22 protein-coding genes are annotated in these 21,981 nt (G+C 71.0%); 9 read left to right on the forward strand and 13 right to left on the reverse strand.

The annotated features are described in order from the left end of the window. Positions 1-4: 4 nt before the first annotated feature. From ABT015_RS06950 to ABT015_RS06975, 6 genes are all read right to left on the reverse strand, one after another. Positions 5-679 carry a histidine phosphatase family protein gene (locus ABT015_RS06950; RefSeq protein ID WP_350877545.1) on the reverse strand — a complete coding sequence of 225 codons (675 nt, stop codon included), beginning with the start codon at positions 677-679 and terminating at the stop codon, positions 5-7. A gap of 10 nt (positions 680-689) precedes the next feature. Beyond that, the gene (locus tag ABT015_RS06955; RefSeq protein ID WP_350877547.1) at positions 690-1,685 is read right to left on the reverse strand and encodes a nucleotidyltransferase domain-containing protein; all 996 of its coding nucleotides are present in this window, start codon (positions 1,683-1,685) and stop codon (positions 690-692) included. 34 nt (positions 1,686-1,719) lie between these two features. Further along, positions 1,720-2,622: a phosphotransferase gene (locus ABT015_RS06960; protein ID WP_350877549.1), complete on the reverse strand. Its 903-nt coding sequence runs from the start codon at positions 2,620-2,622 to the stop codon at positions 1,720-1,722. 100 nt (positions 2,623-2,722) lie between these two features. Beyond that, positions 2,723-3,556: a helix-turn-helix domain-containing protein gene (locus ABT015_RS06965; protein ID WP_350877551.1), complete on the reverse strand. Its 834-nt coding sequence runs from the start codon at positions 3,554-3,556 to the stop codon at positions 2,723-2,725. Continuing rightward, positions 3,553-4,068 carry a DUF6879 family protein gene (locus ABT015_RS06970; RefSeq protein ID WP_350877554.1) on the reverse strand — a complete coding sequence of 172 codons (516 nt, stop codon included), beginning with the start codon at positions 4,066-4,068 and terminating at the stop codon, positions 3,553-3,555. Before ABT015_RS06970 ends, ABT015_RS06965 begins: the two co-directional genes overlap by 4 nt. Beyond that, a complete protein-coding gene (locus ABT015_RS06975; protein ID WP_350877556.1) occupies positions 4,052-4,264 on the reverse strand; it encodes a hypothetical protein in 213 nt (70 codons plus the stop codon). The genes ABT015_RS06970 and ABT015_RS06975 overlap by 17 nt, the downstream gene beginning before the upstream one ends. 353 nt (positions 4,265-4,617) lie before the next feature. On the opposite strand from ABT015_RS06975, the gene ABT015_RS06980 reads away from it, so the two are divergent. Next, the gene (locus tag ABT015_RS06980; RefSeq protein WP_350877558.1) at positions 4,618-5,037 is read left to right on the forward strand and encodes an NUDIX hydrolase; all 420 of its coding nucleotides are present in this window, start codon (positions 4,618-4,620) and stop codon (positions 5,035-5,037) included. 49 nt (positions 5,038-5,086) lie between these two features. Here the strand turns inward: ABT015_RS06980 and ABT015_RS06985 are convergent, their stop codons facing one another. Together ABT015_RS06985 and ABT015_RS06990 are read right to left on the reverse strand one after the other, a co-directional pair. Next, positions 5,087-5,329 carry a DUF397 domain-containing protein gene (locus ABT015_RS06985; RefSeq protein WP_350877560.1) on the reverse strand — a complete coding sequence of 81 codons (243 nt, stop codon included), beginning with the start codon at positions 5,327-5,329 and terminating at the stop codon, positions 5,087-5,089. Further along, positions 5,284-6,153, reverse strand: a complete 870-nt coding sequence (locus ABT015_RS06990) for a helix-turn-helix domain-containing protein (RefSeq protein WP_350877562.1) — start codon at positions 6,151-6,153, stop codon at positions 5,284-5,286. The genes ABT015_RS06985 and ABT015_RS06990 overlap by 46 nt, the downstream gene beginning before the upstream one ends. Positions 6,154-6,299: 146 nt before the next feature. On the opposite strand from ABT015_RS06990, the gene ABT015_RS06995 reads away from it, so the two are divergent. Beyond that, the gene (locus ABT015_RS06995) at positions 6,300-6,668 is read left to right on the forward strand and encodes an ATP-binding protein (protein ID WP_350877564.1); all 369 of its coding nucleotides are present in this window, start codon (positions 6,300-6,302) and stop codon (positions 6,666-6,668) included. Beyond that, positions 6,665-6,916, forward strand: a complete 252-nt coding sequence (locus ABT015_RS07000) for a hypothetical protein (protein WP_350877566.1) — start codon at positions 6,665-6,667, stop codon at positions 6,914-6,916. The genes ABT015_RS06995 and ABT015_RS07000 overlap by 4 nt, the downstream gene beginning before the upstream one ends. A gap of 160 nt (positions 6,917-7,076) precedes the next feature. Here ABT015_RS07000 and ABT015_RS07005 read toward each other — a convergent pair whose 3' ends face one another. Further along, entirely contained in the window at positions 7,077-7,271 is a 195-nt protein-coding gene (locus tag ABT015_RS07005; protein ID WP_350877569.1) for a DUF397 domain-containing protein, read from the reverse strand. 206 nt (positions 7,272-7,477) lie between these two features. Here ABT015_RS07005 and ABT015_RS07010 point away from each other — a divergent pair, with 206 nt between their 5' ends. The 3 genes from ABT015_RS07010 to ABT015_RS07020 all read left to right on the forward strand — a co-directional run bounded on the left by ABT015_RS07010 (position 7,478) and on the right by ABT015_RS07020 (position 13,866). Continuing rightward, complete coding sequence (locus ABT015_RS07010) at positions 7,478-8,857, forward strand: TIR-like protein FxsC (RefSeq protein ID WP_350877571.1); 1,380 nt, start codon at positions 7,478-7,480, stop codon at positions 8,855-8,857. Positions 8,858-8,940: 83 nt separating this feature from the next. Further along, positions 8,941-12,861, forward strand: a complete 3,921-nt coding sequence (fxsT, locus tag ABT015_RS07015) for an FxSxx-COOH system tetratricopeptide repeat protein (protein WP_350877763.1) — start codon at positions 8,941-8,943, stop codon at positions 12,859-12,861. Between the two features lie 36 nt (positions 12,862-12,897). After that, entirely contained in the window at positions 12,898-13,866 is a 969-nt protein-coding gene (locus tag ABT015_RS07020; protein ID WP_350877573.1) for a 2-hydroxyacid dehydrogenase, read from the forward strand. Between the two features lie 4 nt (positions 13,867-13,870). On the opposite strand, the gene ABT015_RS07025 is transcribed toward ABT015_RS07020, so the two are convergent. From ABT015_RS07025 to ABT015_RS07035, 3 genes are all read right to left on the reverse strand, one after another. Next, positions 13,871-14,725 (reverse strand): alpha/beta fold hydrolase, encoded by an 855-nt coding sequence (locus ABT015_RS07025; RefSeq protein WP_350877765.1) that lies wholly within the window; start codon positions 14,723-14,725, stop codon positions 13,871-13,873. Between the two features lie 23 nt (positions 14,726-14,748). After that, positions 14,749-15,657, reverse strand: coding sequence for a DUF4231 domain-containing protein (locus ABT015_RS07030; protein ID WP_350877575.1), 909 nt, complete (start codon positions 15,655-15,657; stop codon positions 14,749-14,751). A 220-nt stretch (positions 15,658-15,877) separates the two neighbouring features. After that, on the reverse strand, positions 15,878-16,642 hold the full coding sequence (locus tag ABT015_RS07035; protein WP_350877577.1) for a sugar isomerase domain-containing protein: 765 nt from the start codon (positions 16,640-16,642) through the stop codon (positions 15,878-15,880). Between the two features lie 222 nt (positions 16,643-16,864). Here ABT015_RS07035 and ABT015_RS07040 point away from each other — a divergent pair, with 222 nt between their 5' ends. Then, positions 16,865-17,557 (forward strand): iron-dependent transcriptional repressor DtxR, encoded by a 693-nt coding sequence (locus ABT015_RS07040; protein ID WP_350877579.1) that lies wholly within the window; start codon positions 16,865-16,867, stop codon positions 17,555-17,557. 505 nt (positions 17,558-18,062) lie between these two features. Here ABT015_RS07040 and ABT015_RS07045 read toward each other — a convergent pair. Beyond that, on the reverse strand, positions 18,063-18,767 hold the full coding sequence (locus tag ABT015_RS07045) for a bifunctional DNA primase/polymerase (protein WP_350877767.1): 705 nt from the start codon (positions 18,765-18,767) through the stop codon (positions 18,063-18,065). A 315-nt stretch (positions 18,768-19,082) separates the two neighbouring features. Here ABT015_RS07045 and ABT015_RS07050 point away from each other — a divergent pair, with 315 nt between their 5' ends. Together ABT015_RS07050 and ABT015_RS07055 are read left to right on the forward strand one after the other, a co-directional pair. Continuing rightward, the gene (locus ABT015_RS07050) at positions 19,083-20,459 is read left to right on the forward strand and encodes an NsdA family TPR-like regulatory protein (protein ID WP_350877580.1); all 1,377 of its coding nucleotides are present in this window, start codon (positions 19,083-19,085) and stop codon (positions 20,457-20,459) included. A 208-nt stretch (positions 20,460-20,667) separates the two neighbouring features. Then, positions 20,668-21,894, forward strand: a complete 1,227-nt coding sequence (locus tag ABT015_RS07055; protein ID WP_350877582.1) for a hypothetical protein — start codon at positions 20,668-20,670, stop codon at positions 21,892-21,894. Positions 21,895-21,981: the final 87 nt, after the last annotated feature.

A 21,981-nucleotide genomic window follows, 5' to 3' on the forward strand; every position in this document is an offset into this window, starting at 1 on the left:
CCTCCTAGATCGGCGGGGTTGTGGTTCCCGTCCGGGTGAACTGGCCGTCTCGCAGTTCGTAGTGGAGGATCGCGGCGTTGGGCATCTTGCCCTTCCGCTCCTCGGCGAGGATCTCGGCCAGGGTGCAGGCTTCGAGTAGGGAGCGGAGTGCCACTGCGGCGGTCTGGTGGGTGAAGGCGACGACGGTGCTCGATTCCTGGAGTTCGGCCTGGGCGAGGGCGGCGAACTCGGTGGCCCGGTCGAGTACGCCTTCGGCGAGCGACTCGCCGCCACCCGGTGCGGTCCAGAGGTGCTTGCGCAGGCGGCGGTCCTTGGCGAGTTCGGGGTAGCTGTCGCTCAGCTCACGCTTGGTCATGTAGGTGGCGTCGCCGTAGTGCTGCTCGTCGAGGAGCGTGGTCTGCTGGGGCCAGCCGTCGGGGATGTCGGGCAGGGCGATCGCGGCGGTGTCGATCGTCCTGCGGTAGGTCGAGGTGTAGACGTGTGGCGTGGGGCCGGCGAGCTTCGGCAGGATGCCGGCGAGCCACTGGGCCTGCCGGAAGCCGCGCGGGGTCAGGCCGACGATGGTGTGGGAGATGGCATGGGCGGCGGCTCCGCTGTAGGGGCGGGGGTCCTGGTAGAAGCCGTGGTACTTGTCGGCGTTCTCGACGGACTCGGCGTGTCGGATGACGAGCAGGGCCACCGCGCGGCGCCTACGCGGCGAGGTTGGCGACGTAGGAGCCACTGACGGTCCAGGGGGTGAGCTCGATGCCGAAGCTGCTGCGGTCGCCGTCCTGGGAGTGGACGAGTTTGCCGGACAGGTGCACGGTGTCTCCGGATCGGAACGCGCCGGTGTAGGCGCCGAGGTAGGAGCGCATGTGGGTGATCCGGCGGGCGAAGGAGTCGGGCTCGTCGATGGTCGAGCTCAGGATGGTCCTGACCTTGATCCCGTAGAGCGCCGGGGTGGTGAGGCCTTCGGCGTGGTCGGTGATTCTCGCGAGGAGGGAGATCTCTCCGATCTCCTTGGAGGAGATACGGGAGAAGGGCCTGTCGCGGTCGGAGCGGATGGGTTCGCAGTTGATGTGCGCGCCGGTGTTGACGGTGAGCCCTTGAAGCTTGCGGCGTTCCTGCTTGATGAGGGCCTCGAAGGAGCTGCCCTCCATGTACTTGGCCCGGCGGATGTACAGCCGGGTCAGGTCGTCTCCGTCGTAGGGCTTGATCAGAGCGGTCTGCTGGAACAGGTCCTGGGCGGCCTCGTAGCCCTCCGGCCCGTAGCAGACGAGGTCGATGTCCGAGCGCTCGTTGAAACAGCCGACGAGAAAGGACCCGGTGACACCCAGGAGATCTCGGGCGCCGTTCGCGGTGACCCACTCCGTGATCGCCAGGAGGTCCTTGCCCGCCGGGTTGTCGGCGACCGCGCCGGGTTCCTCATGGATGGCGGCGAGGGCCTGGCGGCACGAGTAGTGGACAGCGACGTCTTCGCGCGGAATGCCCGTGATGACGCAGCCGAGGGCGTCGGAGTAGACGTAGCACTCCGGTCGGTCGGCCAGGATGCCGAAGGACTTCGACACGACACTGTTCTGCCGGTAGGTCCGGCCGAACACCCGCCGGTCCCCCTTCTCGTCAGGGTGGTACTTGACGTAGCCCAGGTAGTGGCTGCCGGGGTGACTGTCCCCGATGACCTTGAAGACGACACCGTGGTGATCCATCAGGTAGTCACGGTCGCGAACGGTGGGAACCGGCCTACCGGTGTTCAGCGGCGAACTGTTCCAGAGCGGGGAAGGCTCCGGTGTCGATCGTGGTGGACGACTCATACTGCTCAAGTCCCATCGAGAAGAGGGCACGGCGGTACTGCCACTTGATGTGCTTGTCATGCCGTGCGGGGTGAGTGGGCCGCATGAGGGCAAGGAAGAAGAAGCACTTGACGAGCAGGAAGTCGCCCAGGTGATCGCTCACCCGCCAGCCGATCAGGGACGTGCTGGTCCGGTCGAGTGCGAAGGTGTACGTGGCGCGCTGCTCCGAGGTGATGGTGTAGCCCTTGCCTCCGCCTTTGAAGGCCACGATGTCGAGCGCCGGGTACACGTCGTAGCCGAACGGGATCGGTCCGTGGTGCTGCCAGTCGATGACCCCGGCCGTGAAAATGTTGGGCAGACCGTAGTCCAAGTGCCCGTGCACCATGGGGAGTCGGGACAGGCGGTCGAGGGCGTGCTCGACAGCCTGGTGGACCCGCGGCGTGTCGAAGTCCGGGTTCTCCTTGAAGACGTCCGCTGCGAAGGCCGCCTTCTCGAACCACGGTGTTGAGGGCAGAGGGTGCCTCGCCTGGGCCTGTAGGAGCTTCGAGGAGATGGCGGCCGCGGCGCTGATCACGTGGTCGCTGACCTGTCCGGCCCGCTGAGCGTCGGCCAGGGCGTCCTCGTGCAACGAGCTGTTGCCGATGGTGCGTTCGACGGCGAAGTAACTTCCGCCTTCGAATCCGCTGTCGACAATCGCAGGTACGGGGAATCCCAGTCCGGCGGCCAGCTGCTGGAACTCGACTTCCGCCCGCAAGTCCTCTCCGCCGGTCCGCTTGTAGAGCGAGCCGTCGACCGATCTCCAGACCGCACCCCGGGTGGCGGTCCGGTCCTTCACGAACTCCCAGGTTTTCATCGGCCCATCCTTCTGCCGTACCGAGCCGCCGTAGCGCAGGTGTCCAGACTAGGAGGGTTCGCGCAGACCGGACAACGATATTCCCGTCAGTGAATAAAGATCACCCGCGGTACATCATCGACCATTCGCTGAGCCGCCCCCTGGCCTCGTCGCCGAAGAGGGCGGATTCTTCGAATGTCGAGAAAATTTCAAGATAGCGCTGGATGTCCCGGTGATCGCGAAATGCGAGACGGCCGGTGAACGACTCCGCAGTGGCGAGGCGGTCGTCGTACACCGTGAACGTGTTCATTGGTCCGCGAGTAATAAGTGTCCCATAGGGAATCACGCCGATTCGAACGGACGGCAGATGGGCGAGCGATGCAAGGCGGTCAATCTGGACGGCCATTGCCTGAGGAGGAAGCAGTGCCCACTTCACCGCCTGCTCCGTGAGCAGGAACGTGAATGACTTTGATTCGTCATAGAGAGCCGCCTGGCGTTCCAGCTTGCGGCCCACGATGATCGTCCTGTCACCGGGGGAGTGGCTCAAGCTGGCCCGAATGTAATCGGGCGTGGCCAGGAGGCCTGTGATCATTGCCGGCAGGAAATATCGCAGCTCTGTCGCGTCCGACTCCAGCGACGCCAGCTCCGCCTGTCGCTTTTCGATGCCCCGGCGCCACGAGGTTCGCTTGTCTTGCCACTCGGTATTGGCCGTACGAGCCAGCGAGGACACTTCCCGGACGAGGGCGGCCGGAGCCCCAAGAGCCCTGAGGATGCGCTCCACATCGACGAGGGCCGGGGTCAGTTTTCCGGTCTCGATCTTGCTGATCTTGCTCTGGGATATGCCACAACGCACCGAAAGCCGGTCTCCTGTGAGGCCGGCTTCCAGGCGGAGCCTTCTGAGCGTTTCGGCCAGATCGGACTTCGACCGGCCGAGCTGATCCGGGTCGAGCGTCACCCGAGCTCTTTCAGGTATTCGGAAAACGGCATGGAGTGGGCCAGGGCGATTCTTTTCCACTCGTGGTGTCGGCGCATGTCGCCGCTGACCAGCTCCCGGTTGATCTGGGTGCCGTCAGGTCGGAAGTTCAGGTGGACTGCCGAGGAGCCATCGAACAGCCACCAATCCTGGTCGGGAATGCCGAAGTTCCGTTCAGTGGCGTCCAGGATTCGAATGTCTTCCCCGGCGGCGATGTTGCCGGGGATGCCCCAGGCGAACTGGTACCGCTGGTAGTCCGTGAGGGGTCGGCGCACCACCCGGACGCGGCCGATCATCCGCCCCGAGGAGACGAAGCCGTGCACCCTCCGGTGCCACGCCGCGTTGTGATCGACCGGCTTCGGCTCGCCGCGCAGAAAGCGGGCCAGGCTCTCTGCTTCCCTGGGCATGGTGTAGGCGGGCTGCGCCTCGAACCGGAACGCTTCGTGCTGGTAGCTGTCGAAGTGAGCGCGCCACTGGTCACCATCCAAGAGCACGGATGGCCTCCTCCAGGACGTGTTGGGGAATCTCGACAGCGGACTCCCCGGTGGGCACCTTCAGGGCCGTGAAGTGGTCGCCCTGGACCACGAACGTCCCCCGATCGGTCGCGTACACGTTCGGGCAGTCGTCGTCGTCGCAGTTCGGACCGTTGAACTTGCCGGTAAGACGCAGCAGTTGCGGGTACTCAGCCATGCTGACCCCTTCCAGGTCGAGTGCCTCCCAACCCATCAACGACGCTAAGGCCGGCTGCGGCGCCTGTCCAAGCCGTATCGGGCATATTCCTGATCTGGAATAAGAATCTTGCTAAGGGTCTCCCGCTCTGACGCTCCGGGGAACTGTTGACCGGCGGCTCCTTGCGAGGGGCAACCGCTGGTCCGGCTGAAGTCCGTCATCATCAGAGGCCCGGTCGAGCCCCGGAGCTGATGTGCTCCAGAAAGCGCTTGGAGAAGATCGTCTCGGCACTGGTGTCGGCGAGAGAAGGTGACCCGCTTCATCGACGCCGATACGATCTTTCCACCCGTCCTGGCCGCGCTGGAGGAGCAGACGTGACACGGCAGACTGCCGAGGAACGCCCGGGAATCGCCGCCGCGATCGTGGTCCACGAAGGCCGCGTCTTGATGGTCCGGCGGCGGGTCAGCGAGGGCCAGCTCTCGTGGCAGTTCCCGGCTGGTGAGATCGAGTCCGGCGAGTCGCCCGAGCTGGCGGCTGTCCGAGAGACGGTGGAGGAGACCGGGCTCGGTGTGGCCGCGATCAAGCTCCTGGGTGAGCGCGTGCACCCGAAGACCGGCCGACTGATGTCGTACACGGCCTGCGAGGTCGTCAGCGGCACCGCCGAGGTGGTCGACACGGAGGAACTGGACCAGCTCGCGTGGGTGACCCTCGCCGAGATCCCCGAGTACGTGCCGTACGGGCTGTTCGAGCCGGTGCAGGAGTATCTCGATACCGCGCTCAGCGCCGATCGCTAGGCGGCGGCTCCCGCGAGTTCGCGGGAGCCGCCCTTCTGCGCCGAGTGGGTCAGGCGGTGAAGTGGTCGAACTCGCCGGCCTTGGCGCCGAGGAGCCAGGCGTTGAGCTTGGCGCGGGTGGTGGTGACGATGTGGGCGGGGTCGTCGGACTCGCGGATGTAGACCAGCTCACCGTCGGAAGCGATCTCCACGCAGTTGGTCTGCTCCCCACTAAAGCTCGACTTCTGCCAGTTGAGCTGTTCCATGCTTACCTTCCCTGTACTGCGTACCGAATGTGTTGGAGCAAGCCCCATGAATCGCGATATGAGGGCGATGGCTCGGATGCGCTGGCCGTCAGGGGCGGGAGTGCCAGGCCTTTGAGTCGTTCGAACTGTCGCCGGAACGAGGCTACTGCTTCGGGCTCGCCAAGGAATGGTGAGCCCTGGGGCTGTTCCATCAAGACGGTGTCCAGCTTGGAGTGTCTGCCGTGAAGCAGCATGAACGGGGTGTCGGCCGAGGCGAACACGGTGCAGTCGAACGGCAGGATCTGGATGGTGACGTGGGGCAGCTTGCCGACCTCGATCAAGTGGTTCAGCTGGTCACGCATGACGGTAGGTCCGCCGTACATCGTTCGTAGGGCAGCCTCGTGGATCACGGCATGAAATGGCGTCCCGCTCTCGACGCTGAGGATTCGCTGTCGCGACTGCCGGAACTCGACGGTCTTCTGCGCGTATTCGAGGATGACCTCGCTGTAGCCCTTGGTCTGGAGCAGCCCAGGGATCAGTAGCGTCTCGTAGGTGTCCAGGCGGGTGGCGCTGTGTTCGAACTCGGCGAGATCGAGGGCTGACGTTGGAACGTAGGGCCGGTATTCCGTCCACCAGCCCTTGCCGTTGCTCTGGCCCATGGCGAGAAGGCCCGCTCGATACTCGGGATCGTTGGCATGACAGGCGTCGAGCCAGAGGGTCAAGCGCTCAGGATTGATACCGAGCCTGCCCGACTCGGTGTGGCTGACGGCTGGTCCCTTCATGCCAACCAGCTCGCCGAGGTCCGGAAGAGACATGCCTGTGCTGGTGCGGAGACGTCGCAGCTCATCGCCAAGTCGACGCTGCCGTTCACTGATTGCGGTCCTGAATCCCATGCACGTGCCCTTCTCGTGCAGTAGTTCGGCCAACGAGTAGGCCGCCTACTGAAAGTGTAGATCTAGATGCGGAGAGTGTTGCAGGATTGTGGTGATTGGCCCTACAGTCCACTCACCAATCACTTTGCACCGCTGGGAGATTCCCCATGTGTGACCCCAACCTCAACTCCCCCTCCCTCACCGTCTCTCGCGAGGCGTTGCGCGACACCATGGCGCGCGCCGGGTACCCCAACTCCTCCATCGGGGATGCTGAACTCGCTCTCGTGGAGCTGGTGGTGAACGCCTGGCGGCACGGGTTGACCGCCGCGCCCGTCGTCCTGGTCGCCGTCGTCCGCGGGACGCTCCGCGTCACCGTCGCGGACCGCAGCCCTGTGCTGCCCGAGCAGCGCAAGCCCGACCCGTTCGCCCAGTCCGGGCGGGGGTTGATGCTGGTGGAGGGGCTCATGCACCGCTGGGGTGCGGAGCCGCAGAAGCTCGGCAAGCGCGTCTGGTTCGAGCTGGACGGCGCCGCGTGATCGCCCACCACCCGATCCACCCCGCCGACCCGGCCCTGCGGCAGCTCACCGGCCGGCAGATCACCGAACTGATCGTCGATCTCCGTACGGAGGGACGCGAGTTCGGCCTCCTCTGGCCGTCCGCTCAGTCCGGCGAAGCCGACCTGAACGGCCGGGCCCTGGTCTCCATCGGCAACATCCCGGCCAGCACCCTGATCAACCTGCTGGCTCTGCTGCGCGAGTTCAAGCGTCGGCGGGGCCGGGCGTGACGGGCATGCTGGTCCTGATCCTGCTGGCCGCCGCCGTCGGCGGTGTCTGCCAGGCCCGGTCCGAGCGGCTTCGGGATCGGCGGGATCAGGCATAGGTGCCATGCATGGCACGCGGGCCCGCCTTCTCCAGGCGGGCCCGCGCCATGTCCGGCCGTGGAGGTCAGGCGATGAAGTGGTCGAACTCGCCGGCCTTGGCGCCGAGGAGCCAGGCGTTGAGCTTGGCGCGGGTGGTGGTGACGATGTGAGTGGGGTTGTCGGACTCGCGGAGGTAGACGAGGTCGCCGTCGGAAGCGATCTCGATGCAGTTGGCTTCCTCCCCGCTGAAGCTCGGCTTCTGCCAGTTGAGGTGGTCCATGGCTACCTTCCTTGTACTCCGTATCGGGCGCGCTGGAGCAGGCCCCGGAGCCACGATAAGCGGGCGCACAGCCGCGTCGTTTCGGTCATGTCAATTCGTGCGACTCGTTGTGCTATTCCCTTGGGTCCTCAGTCGTTCCTACACTGAGACCCCGCCGCACGGGGGCTGCGGGAACCAGGTTGCCGACGGGCCCGGGGGAGGCGCGTGTGAACGACCGTGGCTGGGACGAGGACGATGCCCGGCCGTACTTCTTCCTCTCCTACGCGCACACCCCGAAGGCCGGCACGCGCGGAGCCGGTGATCCGAACCACTGGGTCCGCCAGCTGTACCGGGACCTGTGCGAGGCGGTGCTGCAGCTGACCACCGTCCCGGCCGGGGTGCCGGTCGGCTTCATGGACGAGTCCATGCACCAGGGGGAGTTGTGGGCGGAGCGGCTGTCGGAGGAGCTGGCGACCTGCCGGGTGTTCGTACCGCTGTACTCGCCCCGGTACTTCAACAGCGTCCCGTGCGGGCAGGAGTGGCACGCCTTCACCCGCCGTCCGGTGTACCCGGCGACGATCGACGCGGAGCGCACCAGTGGCATCGTGCCGGTGCTGTGGGCGCCGATGAGCCGCTACCGGCTGCCCAAGGTCGCCAGTGAACTCCAGTTCAACCACGCCAGTTTCGGGCCGGACTACGCCACCGAGGGCCTGTACGCGCTGATGAAGCTCACCTACTTCCGCTCCGCCTACGAGCTGGCCGTGCACCGGCTGGCGGCGCGGATCGTGCAGGTGGCGGAGGAGACGGTGATCCCGGTCGGGCGGCGGCTGGACTTCAGCGGGCTGCCCAGCGCCTTCGACGTGAGCGCGCCGACCAAGCAGCTGCGGATCTCCGTACTCTCCTACCACCAGGGTGAGGTGCCGCCCGACCGCAATCCCGACTTCTACGGCGCCCGGCGCACCGACTGGCACCCCTATCGACCGGCCGGCTCGCCGATCGCCCAGCACGCGGTGCGGCTGGCCCGGCAGTTGGGGTTCCAGCCGACCGTGCACGAGTTCGACGACGAGGTCGAATCCATCATCGAGGGGGAGGCGGCCGCCCCCGGCCTGCTCCTGCTCGACCGGTGGGCGCTGCGCGATCCGGACCGCCGGGAGCTCGTCCGCCGCTTCGACCGCTCGGACGCCACCTGGGTGAGCGTCCTGGAGCCGTGGAACACCGAGGATCCCGAGTGCGAGGAACGCGGCGGCGAACTCGGCGAGTTGAGCGACCAGGCGCTGCGCATCACCCGGCGGGCGAGCCGCCCCAGCTTCCTCGGCGTGACCGGCCCGACCGGGCTGAACACCCTGGAGGACTTCGACGACGCGCTGCCCCGGGCCGCCATGAAGGCCAAGTACGCCTTCGAGGGCCGCACCAGGGCCGAGCCGGAGGATCCGCCGCCGCCCCGCCCGAACCTGCGGGACGCGTTCCGGCGCGGCCCGGGCGCGGCCCCGTTCGGCCGCGAGGCCCCCTTCGGGCAGGACGGCTCCGGAAGTGACGACCACCCAGACCGTGACGACGGCGATGACCCCGATGACGGGATGGCGCCCTTGGGAGGACGACCCAGATGAGCGAGAACCCCACCAGGAACTTCCGCCTCGGGGGCCTCACCGTGGCCGAACTGGCCGCCCAGCGGGAGGCCGAGCGACGGTCCGTGGAGCAGGACCGCAACGGTCGGATCATCACCTTCTACTCCTACAAGGGCGGCACCGGGCGCACCATGGCGCTCGCCAACACCGCCTGGATCCTGGCCGCCAACGGCTACCGGGTGCTCACCGTGGACTGGGACCTGGAGGCGCCGGGCCTGGCCAAGTTCTTCCACCCCTTCCTCGACCCGGCCTCGCTGGCCGGCACGACCGGGATGATGGACCTGATCGCCGAGTACCGCGAGGAGGCCCTGCGCCCGGTCGAGCACGCCGAGGGCTGGCACCTGGACTTCGCCAGGGTGCACCCGCACGCGCTGTCGCTGTCCTGGCCGCTGTTCCCGACCGGGGGCAGCCTGGACTTCCTGTCCGCCGGCCAGTTCAACCGGGACTACTCCGAGGCCGTCACCCACCTGGACTGGGACATCTTCTACGACCGCTTCGACGGCGGGCAGTTCTTCGACGCCCTCAAGGCCGACATGAGCAAGCGGTACGACTACGTGCTCATCGACTCGCGCACCGGACTGTCCGACATCGCCGAGATCTGCACCGTCCAGATGCCCGACGACCTGGTGGTCTGCTTCACCCTGAGCGACCAGTCCATCGACGGTGCCTCCCGGATCGCCCAGCACATCCACGACCGCTACCGCGAGCGCGGCATCCGCATCCTGCCCGTCCCGATGCGCATCGACGAGGGCGAGAAGGAGAAGGCCGACGCGGGCCGCTCCCTCGCCCGGGTCCGCTTCGACGGGCTGCCGACCGGCCTCAACGGCGAGGAACTCGCCGCCTACTGGGGCTCGGTGGAGATCCCGTACCGGCCGTTCTACGCCTACGAGGAGATCCTCGCCACCTTCGGCGACCAGACCGGCACCCCCACCTCGATGCTCGCCGCCTGCGAGCGGCTCACCGCGATGATCACCCAGCGCAAGGTCACCTCCCTGCCGGTCATGGACGAGGAACTGCGGCTGCGCTACGTGGACGCGTTCACCCGCCGCCGCCCGTCCGTCCCCGCCGACCTCTACCTCTCCTACGTCCCCGAGGACCGGATGTGGGCGGACTGGATCGAGTCCGTGCTCACCCGGGCCGGCTTCCGGGTGCTGCCCCGCGACCTCAGCGCCGGCACCGACCCGCGCGAGGAGACCGAACGCGGCATCGACGCCGCCTACCGGACCGTCGCCGTGCTCTCGCCCGCCTACCAGCGCTCCCCGCAGGCCCGGGCGCTGTGGGAGTCCGTGGTCAACTCCGACCCCGCCGGCACCCGGCGCCAGCTCGTCCCCGTCCGCGTCGGCGACGTCAGGCTCACCGCGCCCTTCAGCAACCGCAACCCCGTCGACCTCGTCGGCCGCGACGAGGCGCAGTCCGTCCAGACCCTGCTGCGCGCCCTCGGCCGCGGCGACGTCGCCCTGACCGAGTCCAACGGCGGCGGGCCGCGCTTCCCCGGCAGCAAGCCGACCGTGTGGGACGTCCCGCCGCGCAACCCCTCCTTCACCGGCCGCGCCGCCGTCCTGGAACAACTGCGCAACCAGCTGCGCGGCGGCATGGCGGCCGTCCTGCCCACCCCCCAGACGCTGTACGGGCTCGGCGGCGTCGGCAAGACCCAGGTCGCGCTGGAGTACGCGCACCGGTTCATGTCCGACTACGACCTGGTCTGGTGGATCGACGCCGAACAGACCGAACTCGTCGCCCCCGCCCTCGCCGACCTCGCCCGCCGGCTCGGCCTGCGCGTCGGCGACTCCGTCACCGAAGCCGCCGAGGCCGCCCGGGAGGCGCTGCGCCGCGGCGTGCCCACCTCGCGCTGGCTGCTGATCTTCGACAACGCCGACGAACCGGCCGAGATCCGCCGCTTCTTCCCCGGCGGCTCCGGCCACATCCTGGTCACCTCCCGCAACCAGGCCTGGACCGGGCACGCCGAGGCGCTGGAGGTGGACGTCTTCACCCGCGGCGAGAGCGTCGAGCACCTGTGCCGGCGCGCCCGCGGCCTGTCCCGCCCGGACGCCGACCGGGTCGCCGAGGCGGTCGGCGACCTGCCGCTCGCCGTCGAGGTCGCGGCCGCCTGGCTGGACACCACCGGCACCCCGGTGGAGACCTACGTCGCCCAACTGCACGCCGAGGCGGCCCGCGCGCTGGCCGTCGCCCGCCCCGCCGACTACCCGACCCCGGTCGGCGCGACCTGGAACGTCTCCATCGGCCGGCTGCGCCAGCAGTCCCCGGCCGCCGTGCGGCTCCTCCAGCTCTGCGCGTTCTTCGCGCCCGAGCCGATCTCGATGAACCTCTTCTACAGCGACCAGATGATCCGGGCGCTGGTGAAGTACGACGCCGACCTCAGCGACAAGTTCATGCTGGGCAAGGTGATCCAGGCGATCGGCCGGTACGCGCTGGCCAAGGTTGACGCCGGCAGCAACAGCTTCCAGGTGCACCGGCTCGTCCAGGCGGTGATCCGGGCCGAGATGACCGACGACGAACAGGAGATCGCCGTCCACGAGGTGCATCGCATCCTGACCGGCGCCCGGCCGGTCCTCGGCGACACCGACGACCCCGCCAACTGGCCCGCCTTCGACGAGATCTGGCCGCACCTGTCGCCCTCCAAGGCGCACAACTGCGACGAGGCGGACACCCGCCAGCTGCTCATCGACCGCGTCCGCTACCTCTGGAAGCGCGGCGAACTCGACCGCGCCCGCGACCTCGGCCACGCCCTGGACACCGAGTGGACCAACAAGCTCGGCGAGAACGACCGGCAGACCCTGCTGCTGCGCTTCCAACTCGCCAACGTGCTGCGCTCCCAGGGCAACTACGCCGAAGCCCTGGCCCTGGACGAGGACACCCTGGAACGCCAGCGGGCCCTGCTCGGCGAGCACCACCCGTACACCCTGATGACGGCCGGCTCCCTCGGCGCCGACCGCCGGGCACTCGGCCGGTTCCAGGCCGCACTCGACCTCGACCGCGAAATCCTCGACCAGTTCCGCGAGTTGTTCGGCGACGACAACCCGCGCACGCTCTCCATGGCCAACAACCTGGCCATCGACTACCGGCTCGTCGGCAACAGCGAGGCCGCCCGCGAACTCGACCAGGAGACCCTCGACCGGCGCACCGCCGTCCTCGGCCCCCGGCACCCCTACACCCTCTCCACTAAGTCCAACCTCGCCCGCGACCTGCGCGAACTCGGCGACTACCGCGGCTCGGTGGACCTGCTCCAGGAAGTCACCTCCGACCTCGGCGACGTCCTCGACCCCGACCTGCCGGAGAACCTGCGCAACGCCAAGTCGCTGGCCGTCTCACTGCGCCGCATCGGCGCGCTCGCCGAAGCCCGCCGGATCACCAAGGAGACCTACGAGCGCTACCTGGAGCGCTACGGCGCCGACGCCCCCGACGCGCTCGCCTGCGCGCTCAACCTGGCCGCCGACCACAGCGCCTCCGGCGACAAGGAGGCCGCCCGCGACCTCTGCTCCACCGTCTTCGAAGGCCACCGCCGCCTGTTCGGCGACGAACACCCCTTCACCCTGGCCTGCGCCAACAACCTCGGCATCTACCTGCGCGGCAGCGGTGACATCCAGGGAGCCATCGAACGCGGCCGGCTCACCGTCGAGGGGCTGACCGACTCCGTCGGAGCGGACCACCCGTACACCCTCAACGCGGTGATCAACCTGGCCAACGCCTACGGCGACGACGGCCAGATCGGCCTCGCCGAGGAACTCGGCCGGGCCGCCTACCAGGGCCTGTGCGAGCGCTACACGCCCCGGCACCCGGACGCCGTCGCCTGCGAGGCCAACCTGTCGATCACCCTGCGCTCGGCCGGCCGGCACACCCAGGCCGCCGAACTGCGGGCCCGCGCGATCGGCGAGCTGATCCGGCAGTTCGGCGAGGAGCACCCCAACACGGTCGCGGCGCGCGGCTGGAAGCGGATCAACCGGGACCTGGAGCCGCAGCCGGTGTAGGCGAGCGACCGGGGGCGGCGAGTACGCTGCGGGACCATGAGCGAGCAGACCCCGCCCCCGGTCCTGGTCACCCGGCGCCTCGCGCCCGGGGTGATCGAACGGCTCACCGCGCGCCACGCCGTCACCTGCCACGACTCCGACCGGGCGATGGACCGGGCCGACCTGCTGGCCGCCGTCCGCGGCCGCCGCGCCGTGCTCACCACCCTGGACGACCGGGTCGACGGCGAGTTCCTGGACGCGGCCGGGCCGCTCCTGGAGATCGTCGCCAACCACGCCGTGGGGCACCACAACATCGACCTGGCCGCCTGCGCCGAACGCGGCGTGCTGGTCTCCAACACCCCCGGCGTGCTCACCACCGCCACCGCCGACATGGCCTGGGCGCTGCTGCTGGCCGCCACCCGCCGCCTCGGCGAGGGCGAGCGCCTGCTGCGCTCCGGCAGCCCCTGGACCTGGGCGCCGAACTTCCTGCTCGGCATGGAGCTGGCCGGCACCCCGCTGGGCGTGCTCGGCATGGGCCGGATCGGGCAGGCGGTGGCCCGCCGGGCCCGCGCCTTCGACATGCCGGTCAGCTACCACAATCGCCGCGAGCTGCCGCCCGAGCAGGCCGACGGCGCCACCTGGCGGCCGCTGGAGGACCTGCTCGCCCACTCCACGGTGCTGGTCGTCACCGCCCCGCTCAGCGCCGCCACCCGGCACCTGCTGGACGCCCGCCGCCTCGCCCTGCTGCCGCGCGGGGCGGTGGTGGTCAGCATGACCGCCGGAGTGGTGGACGAGGAGGCGCTGGCCGCCGCGCTGGAGTCCGGCGCGCTGTTCGCCGCCGCCGTGGACAACTTCGAGCACGAGCCGGCCGTCCCGTCCGCGCTGCTCGCCCAGGAACGCGCCGTCCTGGCCCCGCACCTGGGCAGTGCCACCGTCGCCACCCGGCAGGCGATGGGCGGCCTGGCCGTGGACAACGTCCTGGCCGTGCTGGGCGGGGGAGCGCCGGTCACCCCGGTGACGGCCTGAGGCCTCAGCCCGCCGCCCAGGCCAGGGCGGTGGTCAGCACCCGGAACGCGCCGAAGTGCGCGGCGCCGGGCTCCAGGAAGAGTTCGGCGCCGGGGATGTGGTCGCCCAGCCAGCGGGAGTGCTCGACCGGGGAGAACTGGTCGTCGGTGCCGTGCCACAGCCAGCTCGGCACCGCGATGTCCTCGACCTTGAACCCCCAGTCGGCGGTGAACGCCAGCACGTCGTCGATCCAGCCGTCCGCGCCGTGCCGGAATGCCTCCCGGTAGTTGCTCTGCAGCATCCGCCGCAGCCCGTTGTCGGCCACCACCTCCCGGTCGGCGGGCGACAGTTCGGGCCGCAGCCCGTTCAGCAGCCGGACCGGGTCGTCCTTGATCTGCCGGGAGCGGAACTCCATCGCGTCGGCGATCCGGCCGTGCCCGCGCTCCGCCTCCTGGTAGGCGTGCACGTTCGACGGGGTCATCCCGGCGTACCAGTCCAGGCCGGCCGCGTTGCGCGGCGCCAGGCCGACCAGCACCGCCACCCGGCTGACCCGCTCCGGCAGCAGCGCCGCGCAGGCCAGCGCGTGCGGGCCGCCGCCGGAGCGGCCGAGCACCGCGAAGCCGTCCAGCTTGAGGTCGTCCGCGATGGCCCGCACGTCGGCGGCCGCCGCGCTCACCCGGCGGCCGAACTGGCGGGTCGAGTCGCCGTAGCCCGGCCGGTCGTAGGAGATCAGCCGCACCCCCAGCCGGTACAGCACGGTGCTGCGCGGGTGCGGGCCCACCCGGCTGCCGGGCATGCCGTGCAGCAGGAACACCGGGCGGCCGCGCGGGTCGCCCAGGGATTCGACGGCGAGGGCGCGACCGTCCGGGGCCTTGACCATCCGTAACGACACCTGCGGCCTCCTCAGTGGTCCCGGTCGGTGGTGGTGCGGATCTCCCGGCGGGCCTGCCAGGTGGTGTGCTCGCGGGAGACCGCGTCCTCGGCGTCCCGGGCCAGCCGGGCCCAGAGCTCCTCGGCGTCCGCCGACTCCACGTCCAGCCGGGCCAGTTGGCGCCGGATGAGCTCCAGCTCGTCGGCGGCCAGCCCGTACGCGGCGGCCAGCGGGCGGTACTGGCGCAGCTGCGCCCACGCGGTGATCGAGGCGGCCACCGCCGAGACGGTGCCCAGCGCGTCGTAGGTGAACGCGCCGAGCGCCCGCAGCACCGCGAGCACCAGCCCGAGCGCCGGGAGCACCACGCCCAGCACCCCCGCCAGGGCTCCGGCCCGGGCGCAGTACCGGGACTTGGCGCGGTACCAGTCGTGCTGCACCTGGATCCGCTCGCTCAGGTACACCTCGCGCCGCACCGCGAGCGGCTGCTCGCGCAGGTCGCGCATCGCCGCCGTGATCCCGGCGAGCTCCGCCCCGGCGCCCGGCGTGACCACCCGGCTGTCCCGGAAGGCGCCCAGCACCCCGCCGAGCTGGACGCGGTACAGGCCCTCCGCGTCCGGCAGGGTGTGCGGCGGCGGCTGGTAGGCGTCCGCCCGGACGGCGAACTTCCAGGCCAGCGTCTTGACCGACTCGGCGGCGGCCCGGCCCTCGTACCAGAGCCCCTGCGGGTTCTGCCGACTGATCACCACCGCGAGGACGATCGCGCCGAGGTAGGCGGCGGCCGCCGGCCAGGCCCACGGCTCGCCGTCGGCCGAGCCGGTCGCGGCGGCGGCCACCAGCAGGAGCAGCTCCCAGGCGGAGAGCAGCACCGAACGCCGCTGGCCGCGCAGCGAGGCCGCGTCGGCGGCCCAGAAGAACCCGGGCAGCAGTTCCCGCTCGCGCACCCACCCCGTCCGTCCCGCCCCAGACGCCATGTCCGGCCCCCACCCGTCGCTCCGGTCGCACCGCCCTCCTGCCCCGGGCGGCTTCCCGGTACGCCTGGCCCGCCCCCGGGCCGCCCGCAATGGCCGGGATGCCCCGGTGGATTGTCCGGCCCGGGTACGTTCGGTGGGCGGGCGGACACCCTGCGTGGCCCGGCGTGCCCGTGGGCGCGACCGGTGGGCGTCAGTAGGTGTAGAGGATCCGGTCGGCGTTGTCGGCCATCTGCTTGGCGTTCCACTCGGTGCCGCCGGGGACGTTGCCGGAGCGGAACAGCGGCGGGGCCGCGGTGGTGCCCTCGGCCGCCGCGTCGGCCAGCCGGCCGACCGCCGAGGCGACCACGGCCTGCATGAGGGCGCTGGTCACGATGGTGGAGACCGGGCCGAAGGTGGTCTCGGCGGCCGGGTGGGTCAGCTCGCCGTCCCCGACCGCGATCTTGCTGTCCAGCACCACGTCGCAGTTGTCCTTCAGGTACGTGCCGGACGGGTGCGCCGGGGGCACCTCGCCCGGGTACGCCAGCGAGGTCACGCCGATCACCTTCAGGCCGCGGTCCCGGGCGTACCGGGCCAGCTCGACCGGCATCACCTGGCGGCCGGACAGCGAGATCACGAACAGCAGGTCGCCGGAGGCGGCCGGGGTCAGGTCCAGGGTGGTGGTGGCCAGGCCGGACACCCGCTCCAGCGCGCTGGCCAGCGGCGCGGGCATCACCGTCACCCCCGCCATCCCGGGGACGTTCAGCAGGTTCATCGGGACGAGCCCGCCGGCCCGGTAGACCACGTCCTGGGCCGGCAGCGCGGAGTGCCCGGCACCGAAGGTGAACACCCGGCGGCCCTCGGCGATCGCCTCGGCGAGCAGTGCCGCGGCGGCCTCGATGGCGTCGGCCTCCTCCTCCCGGACCCGCTGGAGATGGGCGATCGCGGCGTCGAAGTACCGGCCGACCAGGTCGTTCATCTGTTGCCTTCGCTCTCTGCCGGTGGGGGAGCCGGCCGGGTGGGGCGGGCCGGGAGGGTCCGGGCCGCCAGTGGAGAAAGCTACGGCGAGCACCGTGGCGCCCCGGCGGCACCGCTGTCAACAGGAACGAAAACCGGGACCCGGGGCCCTTGCGCGGGCCCGGTTGTCGGTGCAGTACGTCAGAATTGGCGGTGAGGACACCGAAGAACGGAGCCAGCGGCGATGTCTGGGCTGATCGACACCACTGAGATGTACCTTCGCACCATCCTGGAGCTGGAGGAGGAAGGCATCGTTCCGATGCGCGCCCGGATCGCTGAGCGATTGGAGCAGAGCGGCCCGACGGTCAGCCAGACGGTCGGCCGGATGGAGCGCGACGGGCTGTTGCAGGTAGCGGGGGACCGACACCTCGAACTGACCGACGACGGGCGCCGGCTCGCCGTGCGCGTCATGCGCAAGCACCGCATCGCCGAGTGCCTGCTCGTCGACGTGATCGGCCTGGAGTGGGAGCAGGTCCACGAGGAGGCCTGCCGCTGGGAGCACGTGATGAGCGAGACGGTCGAGCGCAAGGTGCTCGCCATGCTCGGCCACCCGACCCAGTCCCCGTACGGCAACCCGATCCCGGGCCTGGACGAGCTGGGCGACGCCAAGGCCGAGGGCGAGGGCTTCGACGCCGCGCTCGTCCCGCTGGACACCGTCAAGCCGGGCGACGGCGGCGCCAGCGTGGTGGTCCGCCGGATCGGCGAGCCGATCCAGACCGACGGCGAACTGATGCGCACGCTGCGCCGGGCCGGGATCCGGCCGGGCTCCACCGTGCGGGTCAGCGCCGGCGTCGGCGGCGTGCTGGTCGGCACCGGGGAGAACGCGGCGGAGCTGGGCAAGGACATCGCCCAGCACGTCTTCGTCGCCCAGGCCTGAGGAACGCGCCCCCCGGGCCCGGAGGAACGCTTCCGGGCCCGGGGAACGTGCTTCCCGGAACGACGCGAAGGGCCCGCTGCTCCCCGTGCAGCGGGCCCTTTCGCCTCCCCGTTCCCTCCCTGTCCCCTCCGTCCCTCCCTGTCCCCTCCATCCCCTCCGTCCCTCCCGGCCCCTCCACCGCCTCGCCCGGCTTCCCCGTCCGAGCGCTCCCTCCGGCGTCCCCTCGCACCGCAATTCCTCCCCTCGGCCGATCATGGCAATCCTTGAGCGCTGTCACTCGTCCGGGGGGCTTTCGCCCATGATCAGCGGGTACACGGAGGCCTTATCCGCACATGCGTGTGACGGGCCTCGCCTCCGGTGGGAGGCAAGGCCCGTCAGCCGGGCGCGGGGTGTCGCGCGCTGCGCGCCCTCACCCGATAGGCGGAGGGCGGCCGTTCACGGGGCGGTGAACCGGGGCGGTGAACCAGGGCGGTGCGTCGGGGTGGCGAACCGTTGCCGCGCCCGGTCAGCGCACCGCTGCCGCCGGCTGGGCGGGCTGGGGGTGGGCGGCCGCGGGCGCCTCGCGTCCGCAGGCGTAGGCGAGCGGGCTGATCAGCTCGGCGGCGTCGGGCAGCCAGCGGTTGAGCGCCGAGGGGGAGCGGGCCCACTGGGCGTAGCCGGTGCCGCCGATCCGGGAGGGCGGGGCGACCGTCCAGTCCCCTTCGCCGCGGGCCACCAGGTCCAGCCGGCCGGGCGGCCAGCCGAGCTTGCGGAGCATCTCCGGCAGCTTGGCCGCGACCCCGGGCAGCACCAGGAAGTGCAGCCGCCGACCGATCCGGCCGGGCGAGGCGGGCAGCACCGCGACCGGGCCCAGCTGGAGGTCCATCCGCTCCATCCGCGCCAGCGCCAGGCAGCCGGCCGTCTCCGGGACGTCCAGGACGTCGAAGGACCGGCCGGTGGGCAGCAGGATCGAGGCCTGCGGCCGCTCGGTCCACCAGCGCCGCACCGCCCCCGGCCCGGCGCTCGCCTTGCGGGCCCAGTCCGCGTCGAGCGGGTGGGCCCCCGGAAGCAGGCAGCGCCGGTCGCCGCAGGAGCAGCGGGCGGGCCCGTCGCCGTCGATCAGCCAGGCGCCGGGAGCGACCTCCCAGTGGCGGTTCTCGGCGTAGCCGACGGCTTCGACGAGCAGCGGGGGCAGTGCGGCGGTCTTGCCCTGGTCGGGGGAGTCGGGGATGTCTTCCACGCGAAGCTCAACTACCGTGTGTGAGGCTGGTTACGGCCCGGCGCAAGCCGGTTGGGCGCATACCGGCAATGTCACCCGAACCGGTTACTCGACCGAGTTGAGGCGGGCGGGGGCAGGCGCAGTGGGGGCGCACAGGAGCATTTCCCAGGGCGCGTGGGGGGTGCGGATCGTCACCGTGGGTATCCCGCTGGCGTTGCTGATCGCTAACCTGGTGTCAGATTCCTTGGACGGTCGGACAGTCGGCAACAGATCAGCAGAATCGTCGCCCGCCGGCCGGGACCGGAGGGTGTGGGGAGGCGAAACCCAATGGCCGCAAGACCACTCGTCGCACGACAGCCCAACGAGCGTCTGCAGCAACTGATCCAGGAGGCCAGCTGCTCCAACGCCGGCCTGGCCCGGAGGGTCAACCTCTGCGGCGCCGAGCACGGTCTGGACCTGCGCTACGACAAGACCTCCGTCGCCCGCTGGCTGCGCGGGCAGCAGCCGCGCGGGCAGGCGCCGGCCGTGATCGCCGAGGCCCTCGGCCGCAAGCTCGGCCGCAGCGTGTCGGTCGAGGAGATCGGCATGGCCGACGGCAAGAACCTCAGCTCCGGCATCGGGCTCCAGTTCGCGCCGACCCTGAACGCCGCCCTGGAGCAGGTCTGCGAGCTCTGGCGCAGCGACGTCGGGCGGCGGGACTTCCTGACCGGGGCCACGGTCGCGGCCTCCGCGCTGGTGGAGCCCAGCCGGGACTGGCTGATCACCCCGCCCGACCCGGTGGTGGCGCGCACCGGCGGCCCCCGGGTCGGCCCGACCGACGTGGCCGCGATCAAGGCCACCACCACGATGCTGGTCGACCTGGACCACCGCTTCGGCAGCGGTCACGTGCGCCCGGTGGTCGTGCACTACCTCAACTCGGTGGTCTCCAGCCTGCTCGGCGGGGCGTACCGGGACGAGACCGGGCGCCAACTCTTCGCCGCAGTGGCCCGGTTGACCGAACTGGCCGGTTACATGGCGGTGGACACCGGACAGCCCGGCCTGGCCCAGCGCTACTACATCCAGGCGCTCCGGCTCGCCCAGGCGGCCGACGACCGCGGCTACGGCGGCTACGTGCTGGCGGCGTCGATGAGCCACCTGGCGGCGACGCTCGGCAACCCGCGGGAGATCGCCCAGCTCGCCCGCGCCGCGCAGGAGGGCGCCCGGACGGTCGCCACCCCGACGGCGATGGCGATGTTCTACGCCGCCGAGGCCCGCGGCCACGCCCTGCTGGGGGACGCCCGCTCCTGCGAGGCGGTGTCGGCCAAGGCGCTGGAGATGATGGAGAAGCGTCGCCCGGAGGACGACCCGGACTGGATCGTCCACTTCGACGACGCCTACCTGTCGGACGAACTGGCCCACTGCCACCGGGACTTGGAGCAGGCAGGCCAGGCCGAGCACTACGCCCGCCGGGCGCTCGACCTGCACCCGCCGACCCGGGTCCGCCGCCGCGCGGTGGACCTCGTCCTGCTCGCCACCGCCCAGTTGCAGCAGCGGGACCTCGAACGCGCCTGTGAGACGGGCGCGCAGGCGGTCCGGCTGCTGAGCGGGCTGCGGTCCAACCGGGGCGTGGAGTACCTGGACGAGTTCCGGCGCAGGCTGGAGCCCTACCGGGAGCAGCGGGTGGTCCGCGAGTTCCACGCCCGGGCGGATGCGGAGGCTGCCTAGGGCGTGCCCGCCCCGGCGGGGCGGGTCCAAGGCCCCGGGCCCCGGCGGGGCGGCGTGAGGGGAGCGTGAGGGATGTCCCGCCCGCGTGGTCACCCGGTTCGGCGAACCGGTAGCGTGGGCGTGACGTCCAAGGAACTGTGATGCCCCCAAGAACCGACGAGATGTGGTCCGCCGTCAGCGCGCGGTCGTGCACAGGTGAGGAATCGCGTTGAGCCAGCGCCGCTCGTACCCCAACTCGGGTGACTTCAACCTGGACGACCTGTTCCGCCCCGAGCCCGGCCAGACCCAGGGCGGTGCGCCGGGTCAGCCGCAGGGCGTGCCGGGCCAGCCTCAGGGCCACCCGCAGGGGCAGACGGGCGTGCCGCCGGTGGGGCAGCCGTCCGGGCAGCCGGAGTACCTCGGCGAGGGCGGGCACGCGCGGCCGACCCAGGCGATGCCGGCCCAGCCCGCCCCGTGGGCCGGTGCTCCGCAGCCCGGTTACGGCGTCCCGCAGCACGAGCCGGCGCCGGAGACGCAGCACCTCCCGCCGTACCCGGGCGCGGACCCGTACGCGGGCGGCTACCCCACGGGCCAGTCCCAGGCCGGCTACCCGCAGCAGCCCGGCCCGGGCGGCTACCAGGGCTACTCGCAGGCCGGGCAGCCGCAGCCGGCGCCGGCCTACCCCGGTCAGGACTACGGGCAGAACTACGGCCAGGGCTACGGGCCGGGGCAGGGCTACGCCCAGGACCACGGGCAGGGCTTCGACACCACCCAGGCGGGCGCGCAGGCTCCGGCCGCCCGTGGCGGCCGCCCGTCCAACAAGCTGATCATCGGTGGGGTGGTGGCCGGCTTCGCGGTGGCCGGCATCCTGGTCGCCGTCCTGCTGAACGGGGACGACACCACCCCCGCCGCCGACGCCAAGAAGACCCTCCCGGTGGCCGCCACCGGCAGCGCCACCCCCGGCACGGCGAGCGCGAGCAGCTCGGGCACCACCGTCGACCCGGCGGTCAAGGCCCAGGCGCAGCCGCTGTCGGACCTGCTCGGCACCGCGAGCGACAGCCGTTCGGCGGTGGTCGGCGCGGTCGCCGCGGTGCAGAAGTGCGACAAGCTGCCCGAGTCGCAGCAGGCGCTCACCGGCGCGGCCGGCAAGCGGCGCGAACTCCAGACCAAGCTGGGCCAGCTGAAGGCCGACAAGCTGCCCGGCGGCCAGCAGCTGGTCGAGCAGCTCAACGCGGCGTGGACCGCCTCCGCCCAGGCCGACGACGAGTACGCGGCCTGGGCCGGGGACTCCCAGGCGCCCGGCGCCTGCGACCCCAAGAAGCTGGACAACCAGCACTACAAGAACGCCGTCCAGGCCAGCGGCACGGCGACCACCGCGAAGAAGCAGGCCTCGACCCTGTGGAACGCGATCGCCACCCAGACCGGCCTGCCCAGCCGCAGCGACGGCGACCTGTAGGACGGACGGGGGAACGGGCCCGCCGGCCCGCCCCTTCGTCGTCCGTCCCCCTGTCGTCCGTGCTGCGCCGCCCGTCCTGCGCCGTTC

This window comes from Kitasatospora sp. NPDC094016, from assembly GCF_040304045.1.
Taxonomy (GTDB): Bacteria; Actinomycetota; Actinomycetes; order Streptomycetales; family Streptomycetaceae; genus Kitasatospora.

Coding starts and splice junctions, on each gene's coding strand:
- ABT015_RS06955 (WP_350877547.1), bottom strand. CDS start 1,685: ATGGATCACCACGGTGTCGTCTTCAAGGTCATCGGGGACAGTCACCCC.
- ABT015_RS06960 (WP_350877549.1), bottom strand. CDS start 2,622: ATGAAAACCTGGGAGTTCGTGAAGGACCGGACCGCCACCCGGGGTGCG.
- ABT015_RS06975 (WP_350877556.1), bottom strand. CDS start 4,264: ATGGCTGAGTACCCGCAACTGCTGCGTCTTACCGGCAAGTTCAACGGT.
- ABT015_RS06985 (WP_350877560.1), bottom strand. CDS start 5,329: ATGGGGCTTGCTCCAACACATTCGGTACGCAGTACAGGGAAGGTAAGC.
- ABT015_RS06990 (WP_350877562.1), bottom strand. CDS start 6,153: ATGGGATTCAGGACCGCAATCAGTGAACGGCAGCGTCGACTTGGCGAT.
- ABT015_RS06995 (WP_350877564.1), top strand. CDS start 6,300: ATGTGTGACCCCAACCTCAACTCCCCCTCCCTCACCGTCTCTCGCGAG.
- ABT015_RS07005 (WP_350877569.1), bottom strand. CDS start 7,271: ATGGACCACCTCAACTGGCAGAAGCCGAGCTTCAGCGGGGAGGAAGCC.
- ABT015_RS07020 (WP_350877573.1), top strand. CDS start 12,898: ATGAGCGAGCAGACCCCGCCCCCGGTCCTGGTCACCCGGCGCCTCGCG.
- ABT015_RS07025 (WP_350877765.1), bottom strand. CDS start 14,725: ATGGTCAAGGCCCCGGACGGTCGCGCCCTCGCCGTCGAATCCCTGGGC.
- ABT015_RS07035 (WP_350877577.1), bottom strand. CDS start 16,642: ATGAACGACCTGGTCGGCCGGTACTTCGACGCCGCGATCGCCCATCTC.
- ABT015_RS07040 (WP_350877579.1), top strand. CDS start 16,865: ATGTCTGGGCTGATCGACACCACTGAGATGTACCTTCGCACCATCCTG.
- ABT015_RS07050 (WP_350877580.1), top strand. CDS start 19,083: ATGGCCGCAAGACCACTCGTCGCACGACAGCCCAACGAGCGTCTGCAG.